This window comes from Aliiglaciecola sp., assembly GCF_039982535.1.
Classification (GTDB): domain Bacteria; phylum Pseudomonadota; class Gammaproteobacteria; order Enterobacterales; family Alteromonadaceae; genus Aliiglaciecola.
In genome coordinates this window covers 144,025-154,820 of record NZ_JBDWYG010000027.1, presented here as the reverse complement: position 1 = coordinate 154,820, position 10,796 = coordinate 144,025, and the positions used below count along the sequence as shown (strand labels likewise).

Here is a 10,796-nt window from a genome sequence, read left to right as displayed (position 1 = left end):
CTTTTGGGGCATCTTCTTGATCTTCAGGCTCTTCTTCTTTTTGCTAGTCATCTTTTGCTGGCATTAGCGCGCACCAAAATTTACCTTTTTTGTTGCGCAATTCTTCAATTTCTTTATTTGCTTTTAAAGCTAACGGGTGTTGATCGTTCTCAAATAACTCTTTTTTAAAGTTAGGGTTAATCGCTAGTTCTTCAATTATTTCTAATGCAGTCATATTGTCACCTTTATAATTTTAAAAATATTAGACACATAAACAACGTTATCGGGACGGTATTATTAAACACTTGGTATACATGTGGAAAGGACTATCCGCTTTTTTTTAAGTTTTAGCTGTTTTTCGAAAGTTGGTTTATTTTATTAAGCATATCTACGTCGATTTTTTTCGAACTAAAGGGAGGAATAACAAGGGTAGAAAAGTGCTCAACGTGAACTTGACTCAGTTGCTCTAGAGGAAACCACTCTATGCGAGCTGTTTCTGTTGGAATAGTTGGCGACTCGTAAATAGCCACTAAGTGATCAGTAGAATAGTAGTGGACTAAAAGTTGTTGTAATAGAAGCCGATAATGGCTGTCAGTTTGATATTTGGACATACTCAGGTCTCCGACAAAACCGAGTTGCCACAAAATTAAATATGCAGTAGTGTCGACTTTTCGTTCATATAGCATGAACTGGCTAGCTTCCGCATGCACGGCACCATTTATCCCTGGGTCTATTGCCATGTCGGCATATAGACAATCTTCCGCCGATATACCTGGTTCCATGTGACTGTGATAACCATTTTTTTTCGCTACTTCAATCATTTTGTGTGGGGCCCAAGCAAATACCCCTGGGTGACCATAAAAAGCAGCAACAACTTGTTTTCCCAACTCAACTTCTCTTAAAACCGTGTCTACCATTTGTTGATAGCTGGTCCGCCTATCTTTTCCATCAGAGTAAAACTTTTGCAAACTCTGGCAATTTGGATTCATTTTTTGAATCCATTTTTCAGTTAGTGGGTCAGTAACACTCATAAACACGACATCAGCTTGCTCAATAAAGTTGCGAGAGAGAGGGGCAAGGTGTGAACCTAATATCATACCTAACCCAACGCATACAAGGCTTCCTTTGTTGCTGTTTTGGCTATTTACTGACAAATTTTGAGTCCTTATTGAAACTTAAAAAAGCGGCTTTTGAGATAGAACAACACATTTTATCAGGTTGATTATCATCAACCGTAATTGTGAAACCTAATTTTCTAGCAATTTTTAGGATCGCGGCATTATTAATATTGAAATAGGCATGGGCAGAGTTTAGCTTTAAATGTTGAAAACCATGAAATAGCATCGCAGTAACAGATTCTGTCGCTACATTATTTCCATAAAACTCTGGTTTTAATAATATCCCAAATTCTGCATCACCACGCTTTCTTTGCTCACGGTTTGCCATAAACCCCTGGATACCTATAGATTGCCCTGACGTAATCGATTTAATACACCAAAATTCATGGGGATGTTGTTGCTGATCCCTTAAACTATCTTTAAATAGGGATTTAGCTTGCTCAGTGGTTAACTTAGGCATGATTTTGCCCATGACTACATCGTTACAATAAAGGTCACAAAAAATAGCTTGGTCTTCATCACATATAGAGATGTATTGGAAACGTTGAGTTAGGTATTCTGTTTTAGGAATTTCCATTTCATTTATGCCATGGTGGAAATAGTTGATAGGGCAGGTAACCCTCGAGCTAATATACTTTTTACCTTAAATTAGTCTTTTTGTAACTCAACGCCCCTTACTTTAATTTGTAAATGTTAAATCAAAATAGGGGGATTGATGCAGGCTGTTTATTACGAGGTGGAAGTAATTCCCCGCTAATTAAAAGTATTCAAGCAGGCTAAAATAGAGCCCAAGTAAATACCTTATACCTTAGGAATACTGATTTTCTTATCTTCACTTTGACGGAACATGATCAGTGTGTGGCCTATAACCTGTAATTTAACAGCAGAGGTTTCACGAATTATTGCATCCATAATTAGTTGTTTCTCTTCCCGATCATCTGAAGGTACTTTCACTTTAATTAATTCATGGAAACTTAGGGCATTATCGATCTCGGCTAATACACCTTCAGTTAGGCCATTATTTCCCAATTGTATTATGGGTTTCAAAGGGTGGGCCAAGCCTTTCAAATATTGTTTCTGTTTATTAGATGACTTCATTTAGATTAATTCTTACAATTTTATTGATAATTTATGGTTGAAAATCGCTATTCTAACGCCATCTTGCTGTTATACCTAATAAGAAACGACATACAGGGTAAAAAAGACTGATTTAATTCAAGGTAAGCTATATTTAAATCAGTCCGCAGACGAGTTTTAAAGATAATTGAACAATATTGTGCACCAGCACGTATCAATCAAACAATTTTTTATTAGGGTAACTCCAGTTAGTGTCCTACGTTTACTTTTAGGACTAAGGTTCAAGTTCCATAAACTACTTTATTCATCGTTTTTTTATTTGTTTAGGGTAGGTATTAAAACTTTACGGAAATTTCAAAGTCAAATGATGTAAAGGGTTCCACCAATTGTACAGTAAATGGAAAGTGTCATTGAGTATGATGAAAAGTTGAGAGCTGATTTGATTTAAGCAGAATCAAACGCGGTTTCTCTGGTAGCGACAGGATTTAAACTGTAGTACTCTTGATGTACTGCTAACCGGGCAGAAGACTTGGTTGATTATTTAGTAATCTACCCAAGAATAAGCCTACAGACAGAATTTTACTTTTAGAGGTTAAAAGCGTTGAGCGATATGGCAAAAAATTTAATCTTATGGTTGGTCATCGCCGTTGTGCTGATGTCCGTGTTTAATAGTTTTACGCCGGGCGAAACAAGCAAGGCGAAAATTGATTACACTACTTTCGTACGTAATGTTGATCAAAAATCTGTTCGACAAGCAACCATAGACAGACAAACAGGTGAAATAACTGGTACTACTACCAGTGGCGATGCGTTTTCAACGTATATTCCTTATGCCGACCCTGATTTGATGAATGATTTGATTAGTAATGGAGTGGTAGTTGAGGGTAAACCGCCTGAATCGCCTTCTTTCTTATCTCAAATTTTTATTTCTTGGTTCCCAATGTTGTTGCTTATTGGTGTTTGGATATTCTTTATGCGCCAAATGCAAGGCGGCGGCGGTCGTGGCGCTATGTCATTTGGTAAAAGTAAAGCTCGCTTGTTGGGCGAAGACCAAATAAAGACAACCTTTGCTGATGTAGCAGGTTGTGACGAAGCCAAAGAAGATGTTTCTGAGCTCGTTGACTTCCTACGAGACCCTTCTAAGTTCCAAAAATTAGGCGGTAAAATACCTAAGGGTGTTTTGATGGTAGGTCCTCCGGGAACGGGTAAGACCCTTTTAGCCAAAGCTATAGCGGGTGAAGCTAAAGTACCATTTTTTACTATTTCAGGTTCTGATTTTGTTGAAATGTTCGTAGGTGTGGGCGCGTCACGAGTGCGTGACATGTTTGAGCAAGCTAAAAAATCAGCACCATGTATTATCTTCATCGATGAGATTGATGCTGTAGGTCGTCAACGTGGAGCTGGTTTAGGCGGTGGACACGATGAGCGTGAGCAAACATTGAACCAAATGTTGGTTGAAATGGATGGTTTTGAAGGGCACGAGGGCATTATTGTTATCGCTGCAACTAACCGTCCAGACGTACTTGACCCTGCATTGTTGCGTCCAGGTCGTTTTGACCGTCAAGTTGTTGTAGGTCTACCTGATATTCGCGGACGTGAGCAGATCCTTAAAGTTCACATGCGTAAGGTTCCTATTGGTGACAATGTTGAAGCGTCTGTTATAGCCAGAGGCACACCAGGTTTCTCTGGTGCGGATTTAGCTAACCTTGTTAACGAAGCCGCATTATTTGCAGCACGCTCAGATAAACGTGTTGTATCTATGGAAGAGTTTGATAAAGCGAAAGACAAGATCATGATGGGCGCCGAGCGTAAAACCATGGTTATGTCTGAGGAAGAAAAAACCAATACGGCATATCATGAAGCGGGACACGCCATTGTTGGTCGTGTTGTACCAGAACATGATCCTGTCTATAAGGTCTCTATTATTCCTCGAGGGCGCGCTTTAGGGGTAACGATGTATTTGCCTGAACAAGACAAATATAGTCACAGCAAGCAGCACCTTGAAAGCATGATTTCTAGTTTGTTTGGTGGTCGTATCGCAGAGGCTCTTACTCTGGGAGAAGAAGGTGTTACCACTGGTGCTTCCAACGATATTGAAAGAGCAACTGATATTGCCCGTAAAATGGTTACTCAGTGGGGTCTATCGAACAAGATGGGACCTATGCTTTATTCTGAAGAGGAAGGCGAAGTATTTCTTGGTCGCAGCATGTCTAAGGCAAAACATATGTCTGATGATACAGCTCGTGCCATAGATGCTGAGATTAAGTCAATCATAGACCGCAATTATGAACGTGCAGAAAATATTCTGAACGAACATATGGATGTCTTACACGCCATGAAAGACGCGTTAATGAAATATGAAACCATTGACGCCAAACAAATTGATGATTTAATGGCTCGTCGTCCAGTAAGACCACCTGCTGATTGGGATAGTCGTGACCCAGGGTCAAATGACAAACCAACTGGTGGAGCAACGGTAAGTACTGATGATAAAAGCACGCCTCCTCCGACGGTAGGCAAGCCTGGCGATTTACCTAGCTAAATTGTTATTCGTTTAAATTGGGTCGATTCAGACAAGTGCTGACTCGACCTTTTTTGTATCTACTACTCCATTTTTTGGTATTTGAAATTACTTTATGCAGTTTAAAAACAAAAAACTCGATTTAACTATACCCAGAGTCATGGGGATCTTAAATGTCACGCCTGATTCATTTTCCGACGGCGGAAAGTTTGAAGGGCGCGATAGTGCGCTAGCTCAAGCCGAAACTATGATTTTAGAGGGTGCCGACTTTATCGATGTTGGTGGAGAATCGACTCGGCCCGGTGCCGAAGAGGTGTCTATTCAGCAAGAACTTGATCGCACAATTCCAGTCATTGAAGCTATAAATGCCAATTTTGATGTGGTTATCTCCATCGACACCAGTAAACCTGAAGTGATGCAACATGCTGTTGCAGCCGGTGCAGGTCTTATTAATGATATCCGCGCATTAGAACAAACTGGTGCGTTAGCAGCTGCGGCACAAAGTGGAGCCGCTGTGTGCTTGATGCATATGCAAGGACAGCCTAAAAGTATGCAACAAGCACCTAGTTATCAAGATGTCGTTAAAGAGGTGACTGAGTTTCTACAAGCTAAAATTGACCTTTGTGTTCAAGGTGGGATAGCAAAATCTAAGCTAATGATTGATCCTGGTTTTGGTTTTGGCAAAACTTTACCGCATAATTATCAAATACTTGATAGACTTAATGAAATGCAAGAATTAGATTTACCTATGTTGATCGGTATATCTCGCAAGTCAATGATAGGCAATCTGTTAAATAGAGACGTTAACGATCGATTAGCTGGCAGTTTAGCTGCTGCGACAATTGCGTTAACTAAAGGCGCTTCGATATTACGAGTGCACGATGTAAAACAAACCGTTGATGCTGTAAAAGTGGTATTGGCGTTGAGTACGTATAAGGATTAATGTGATGAGCTCAAGAAAGTATTTTGGTACAGATGGTATTCGTGGAAAAGTTGGCGAAAGTGTCATTAATCCTGAGTTTGTAATGAAGTTAGGCTGGGCTGCTGGAAAAGTGTTAGCTGGGCAGGGAACAAATAAAGTTCTTATCGGCAAAGATACACGTATATCTGGTTATATGCTTGAGTCTTGTCTTGAAGCTGGTTTATCTGCAGCGGGCATTAATATCGGTTTATTAGGTCCAATGCCAACCCCAGCAATTGCCTATCTAACTAAAACCTTTCGCTCTGAAGCTGGAATAGTAATTAGCGCATCTCACAATCCGTTTTACGATAATGGCATCAAGTTTTTCTCAGCTAATGGTTACAAGCTAGATGATGAAATTGAACTTGCCATTGAAAAGGAAATGGAAAAACCTATGGTCTGCGTGGCCTCCGATAAGCTAGGCAAAGCGTATCGAATTGAAGATGCAGCAGGTCGATATATTGAATTTTGTAAGGGTAACTTCCCTTCGGATCTAAACCTTAAAAGTTTAAAAATAGTGGTCGATTGTGCCCATGGTGCAACTTATCATATTGCCCCTAACGTATTAGAAGAGCTTGGCGCTGAAGTCATTGAAATTGGTACTGACCCAGATGGATTAAATATCAATAAAGGTGTCGGTGCTACTTCAATGAAAGCGATTCAAGAGAGTGTACTTGAGCACAAAGCCGATTTAGGTTTTGCCTTAGACGGTGATGGTGACCGAATTATGATGGTTGACCATAAAGGTAATTTGATCGATGGTGATCAACTTATTTATATTATAGCGCGCGACTCGTTAAAATCAGGACGCTTAAACGGTGGTGTTGTAGGCACCCTAATGAGTAATTTAGGTTTAGAAATTGCCTTAAATAAACTTGGTGTCGCTTTTGTCAGAAGTAATGTCGGTGATCGTTACGTGATGGAATTGTTACAAGAACGAGGTTGGGCAATTGGTGGAGAAAACTCCGGCCATGTACTTAATTTAAATGTGACTTCCACAGGTGATGGTATCTTAGCGGGTTTGCAGGTTATTACTGCCATGTTACGTTCTCAGATGAGCCTACACGAATTATGTTCCGGCATGGATATGTATCCGCAGACACTGGTAAATGTGAGGTTTGAGGAAGGTGAAGACCCATTAGAAAATCCAAAAGTCAAAGAAGCCGTCATTGAAGCAGAAAACAATTTAGGTAAAACCGGACGAGTGTTATTACGAAAAAGTGGTACAGAACCCCTTATTCGTGTCATGGTTGAAGCTGAAAAACAAGAAGACTCGACTAATTGGGCTGAATTTATCGCTGATGCAGTGCGTAAATTAACCAATTAGTCATTTAGCATCATAAATTAACGCTAGCCCACTTGTATATTTTACTCGGGTTAGTTAATATCTCGCCCGCTTTTTCGCTGGGTTAAGGAAGATTAAAGTGCAGAACAAACGACGCCCTATGGTTGCAGGCAACTGGAAAATGAATGGTAACATCGAACTTGCCAAGCAAATGATGGATACCCTTAATGGTGCCAGTTTGCCGGATGTCGATGTATTAGTTTGTCCTCCTTTTCCATTTATAAGTGCTTTTGACTCGTTAAATGGTGCTATTGGTGGACAGAATCTAAGTGAATTTGACTCTGGTGCTCATACCGGGGAAGTGTCTGGTTCAATGCTAAAATCTGTAGGATGTGACTTCGTGTTAGTCGGTCACTCTGAAAGAAGAACGGATAACGGCGAAAGTGATAAGCTGGTTGCTGAAAAAGTAAGCGTGGCACTAAAACATGGTTTAACACCTGTGTTGTGTGTTGGCGAGCCAGAATCTGTGCGTGATAGTGGTGAGTTTTTTAATCATATCCAAGCACAAATTGAAGCTGTAATTAATGTCATTGGAATTGAAAACTTTGACAACATAGTGGTTGCTTATGAGCCAGTATGGGCAATCGGTACAGGCAAAACAGCCAGCCCATTGCAAGCGCAAGAAGTTCATGCATTTATTCGTGAATATTTACGTAAATTAAATGCTGACATAGCCAATGGCTTACGTATTTTATATGGTGGTAGTGTTAAAGCCGCCAATGCCAATGAATTATTTTCACAACCCGATGTTGATGGCGGGTTGATAGGTGGAGCCAGTTTGGATCCACAGGAATTTTTAAATATTTGCTTAGCAGCAAAAGGTTAGAGACATAACATGACGTATTTTTACGAAATTTTGATAGTAGTATATTTAGTAGTAGCTTTAATGTTGATAGGCATGGTGCTTATTCAGCAAGGTAAAGGTGCGGATATGGGCGCATCATTTGGTGGTGGCGGCTCAAATACAGTATTTGGCTCTTCTGGTTCAGGTAACTTTATGACAAGAACAACAGCCATACTTGCTACTTTGTTTTTTGTTATCAGTTTGATTTTAGGTAATCAAACTGCAGATAAAGATCAATCACTTGATGAATTTGAAAATCTGGGCGCTATCGAGCAATCAGTAGATTCAGACATTCCTAATCAGGAAAGTACGCCTGATTCAAACGAGATACCTAACTAGATAGTTATTTTAATAAACATCGCGGATGTGGTGGAATTGGTAGACACGCAGCCTTGAGGGGGCTGCGGCTTAGGCCGTGGGAGTTCGAGTCTCCCCATCCGCACCATATATAAATAAAAAAGCCTGTAGATTAATTCTCTACAGGCTTTTTTTGTATCAACTATTGATTGCTGTTTTTAATATTTAGAGCAAGTTTACACTTTATCTAACGCCTGACTAACATCCGCAATAATATCGTCGATATGCTCAATACCCACTGATATTCTTACCAAGTCGGAACTGACACCAGCTGCAGCTAATTCTTTTTCGTTTAACTGGCGATGGGTGGTTGATGCTGGGTGACAGGCTAAAGATTTAGCATCACCAATATTTACTAAACGTAGAATCATATTTAATGAGTCGATGAATTTAGTGCCAGATTCTAAACCGCCAGCAATACCAAAACTCAAGACACCAGATGCTTTTCCTGAGGTAATCTTTTGGCAGTTCTCTTGGTAAGGACTGTCGGGTAGGGCGGCGTAATTTACCCATTCAACTTTATCGTGTTGTAACAAGTAAGCCGCAAGTTTTTCGGCATTCTCACAGTGACGATCCATGCGTAAACCTAAAGTTTCTAATCCTTGTAGAATTTGGAATGAATTTAATGGAGAAATAGCGGCACCAGTGTTTCTAAGAGGTCCTACACGGCAACGACCAATGTAAGCTGCAGCTCCCAGTGCTTCAGTGTACACGACACCATGATATGAAGGATCAGGTTCATTTAAAATGGCAAAACGCTGTTTGTTTTTAACCCAGTCAAATTTACCAGAATCAACAATTACACCGCCCACTGATGTTCCGTGACCACCAATATACTTGGTAAGCGAATGTACAACTATGTGCGCGCCTAATTCAAAAGGTCTACACAGGTAAGGGGTTGCAACAGTATTATCTACAATTAAAGGAACACCGTGTTTATCAGCTATCTGTGCTAAGCGTTTGATATCAACTACATTACCGGCAGGGTTGCCAATTGACTCACAAAATATTGCTTTGGTTTTATCATCGATAGAGTTTTCAAAAGTAGCAAAGTCGTCATGGGAAACCATGCGAGTTTCGATGCCTTGACGAGGCAGCGCATGAGCAAAAAGGTTATAGGTACCACCATACAATTGACTGGTGCTGATGATGTTGTCACCTGCTTCACAGATACATTGTATTGCATAAGTAATGGCTGCCATACCCGATGACACACATACTGCCGCGATACCGCCTTCCATGGCCGCTACACGTTTTTCAAGGACGTCAGTGGTAGGGTTCATTATGCGGGTGTAAATATTTCCAGGCACTTTAAGGTCAAATAAATCCGCACCATGCTGCGTGTCATCAAAAGTATAAGAAGTGGTTTGATAAATAGGAACCGCAGCTGCTTTAGTGGTTTCCTCTGACTGATATCCTTCGTGTAATGCTATGGACTCTAATTTCATTATTTTTCTCTGTAAGGTTGAGGTTGTCGAGTAATAACTATTGCGAAAACTTATGATAGTTAAGGAACTATTATCAGTAAAATCGATTTAGTTATTAATCATTCAAAACCGTTAGAAGGTAATAGAGACCACTTTAAGCTAAAACAAAAAACGTTGAAAAGTATCAGACTTTGAAACCTACAGATTTAAAAGGGCTTTTTTACAAATAATCGAATAACATCATCTCTAGCACCATTGGTAATCCCTTTTAAGTAACTAAAAGAATAGGAAAGTTGTTGATACTTACCTGAGATTGAAGGTCCAATTTGGTGGCTTTGATCATTGCTACTACCAAAAGCACCCACTTTGCCAAGGTTATTGAAGGAGTCAAAGCCAAGGGTGATGTTATTGTTCGCTTTATAGGTTATGCCTGTGCGTGTTTCTAAAAAGGTTCCGGTGGCAGGGGTGTCGCCTCCAATGTTCCAACTAAAGGACAACACTTGAGTAAGCGACCATTTAGACGCAAATGACCACCGATTACTCCATTTGAAAGAAAGTCCTTCGCTGCGATGAGCTTTGCGGGTTTTAATGTCAGCTCGAACAGCACTGTCCCAAATTCCATCTTCTTTATGTTGGAACTGCCATAATAAATCGGCGGAAATAGAGTCAAGTTCAAAACTCCCTGTGGTGTCTCTTACTTGACCAACCATGCGAAATCGCACTGAATCAGTAATGGATTTTTGCGCGTTCATTCTAATTACATACTGTTCTCTATCACCATCTTCACTTGGCGTGTACGCAGTACGAATTTGGAAAGACTGGTCATTGGGTTTGACGATTGGGCCAGTTACACCACTGGTATTGTTGGCATTTGCGCTGAAACTGACGCAAAGAACCAAAATAACCTTGAATAAGAAATTTGAATGTTTAATCGGTGACATCATTACACTTTTATTACATTTTTATGACTAAGCGAGAGTGTAATCTATATCTGTATAAGTGCAAAAAACAATTTCGCCATTGGAATTGTTTTATTTTAGCAATTTAGCTGTACTCGCCAGTTGATAAACCACTCAATATTTTGTTGTTAACCCCTAGCTTAGTACAAATTAAAACAAGCTTAGGGGGAAAAATTAGGAAAAAACTAAATTAACCTTGATTATATAT

Annotated in this window: 11 protein-coding genes and 1 tRNA gene; 6 read left to right on the top strand and 6 right to left on the bottom strand. The window is 39.9% G+C overall.

Annotated features, from left to right (window positions below):
- Positions 1 to 43: 43 nt before the first annotated feature.
- From ABJV04_RS06590 to yhbY, 4 genes are all read right to left on the bottom strand, one after another.
- Positions 44 to 214, bottom strand: a complete 171-nt coding sequence (locus ABJV04_RS06590; RefSeq protein ID WP_348490514.1) for a hypothetical protein — start codon at positions 212 to 214, stop codon at positions 44 to 46.
- A 112-nt stretch (positions 215 to 326) separates the two neighbouring features.
- Positions 327 to 1,133 (bottom strand): SAM-dependent methyltransferase, encoded by an 807-nt coding sequence (locus ABJV04_RS06585; RefSeq protein WP_348490513.1) that lies wholly within the window; start codon positions 1,131 to 1,133, stop codon positions 327 to 329.
- A complete protein-coding gene (locus ABJV04_RS06580) occupies positions 1,120 to 1,674 on the bottom strand; it encodes a GNAT family N-acetyltransferase (RefSeq protein ID WP_348490512.1) in 555 nt (184 codons plus the stop codon). The genes ABJV04_RS06585 and ABJV04_RS06580 overlap by 14 nt, the downstream gene beginning before the upstream one ends.
- A 224-nt stretch (positions 1,675 to 1,898) precedes the next feature.
- Entirely contained in the window at positions 1,899 to 2,195 is a 297-nt protein-coding gene (gene yhbY / locus ABJV04_RS06575) for a ribosome assembly RNA-binding protein YhbY (protein ID WP_348490511.1), read from the bottom strand.
- 580 nt (positions 2,196 to 2,775) lie between these two features.
- Between yhbY and ftsH the strand changes: the two genes are divergently transcribed.
- The 6 genes from ftsH to ABJV04_RS06545 all read left to right on the top strand — a co-directional run bounded on the left by ftsH (position 2,776) and on the right by ABJV04_RS06545 (position 8,290).
- The gene (ftsH, locus tag ABJV04_RS06570) at positions 2,776 to 4,716 is read left to right on the top strand and encodes an ATP-dependent zinc metalloprotease FtsH (RefSeq protein WP_348490510.1); all 1,941 of its coding nucleotides are present in this window, start codon (positions 2,776 to 2,778) and stop codon (positions 4,714 to 4,716) included.
- Positions 4,717 to 4,810: 94 nt separating this feature from the next.
- Complete coding sequence (gene folP, locus ABJV04_RS06565) at positions 4,811 to 5,638, top strand: dihydropteroate synthase (RefSeq protein WP_348490509.1); 828 nt, start codon at positions 4,811 to 4,813, stop codon at positions 5,636 to 5,638.
- Between the two features lie 4 nt (positions 5,639 to 5,642).
- Positions 5,643 to 6,983 carry a phosphoglucosamine mutase gene (glmM, locus tag ABJV04_RS06560; RefSeq protein WP_348490508.1) on the top strand — a complete coding sequence of 447 codons (1,341 nt, stop codon included), beginning with the start codon at positions 5,643 to 5,645 and terminating at the stop codon, positions 6,981 to 6,983.
- 118 nt (positions 6,984 to 7,101) lie between these two features.
- The gene (gene tpiA, locus ABJV04_RS06555) at positions 7,102 to 7,827 is read left to right on the top strand and encodes a triose-phosphate isomerase (protein ID WP_348490517.1); all 726 of its coding nucleotides are present in this window, start codon (positions 7,102 to 7,104) and stop codon (positions 7,825 to 7,827) included.
- 9 nt (positions 7,828 to 7,836) lie between these two features.
- On the top strand, positions 7,837 to 8,184 hold the full coding sequence (gene secG / locus ABJV04_RS06550) for a preprotein translocase subunit SecG (protein ID WP_348490507.1): 348 nt from the start codon (positions 7,837 to 7,839) through the stop codon (positions 8,182 to 8,184).
- Between the two features lie 21 nt (positions 8,185 to 8,205).
- A tRNA-Leu gene (locus ABJV04_RS06545) sits at positions 8,206 to 8,290 on the top strand.
- Between the two features lie 88 nt (positions 8,291 to 8,378).
- Here the strand turns inward: ABJV04_RS06545 and ABJV04_RS06540 are convergent.
- Both ABJV04_RS06540 and ABJV04_RS06535 read right to left on the bottom strand, forming a co-directional pair.
- A complete protein-coding gene (locus tag ABJV04_RS06540) occupies positions 8,379 to 9,650 on the bottom strand; it encodes an aminotransferase class I/II-fold pyridoxal phosphate-dependent enzyme (protein ID WP_348490506.1) in 1,272 nt (423 codons plus the stop codon).
- Positions 9,651 to 9,835: 185 nt separating this feature from the next.
- Positions 9,836 to 10,570 carry a hypothetical protein gene (locus tag ABJV04_RS06535; RefSeq protein ID WP_348490505.1) on the bottom strand — a complete coding sequence of 245 codons (735 nt, stop codon included), beginning with the start codon at positions 10,568 to 10,570 and terminating at the stop codon, positions 9,836 to 9,838.
- Positions 10,571 to 10,796 lie beyond the last annotated feature (226 nt).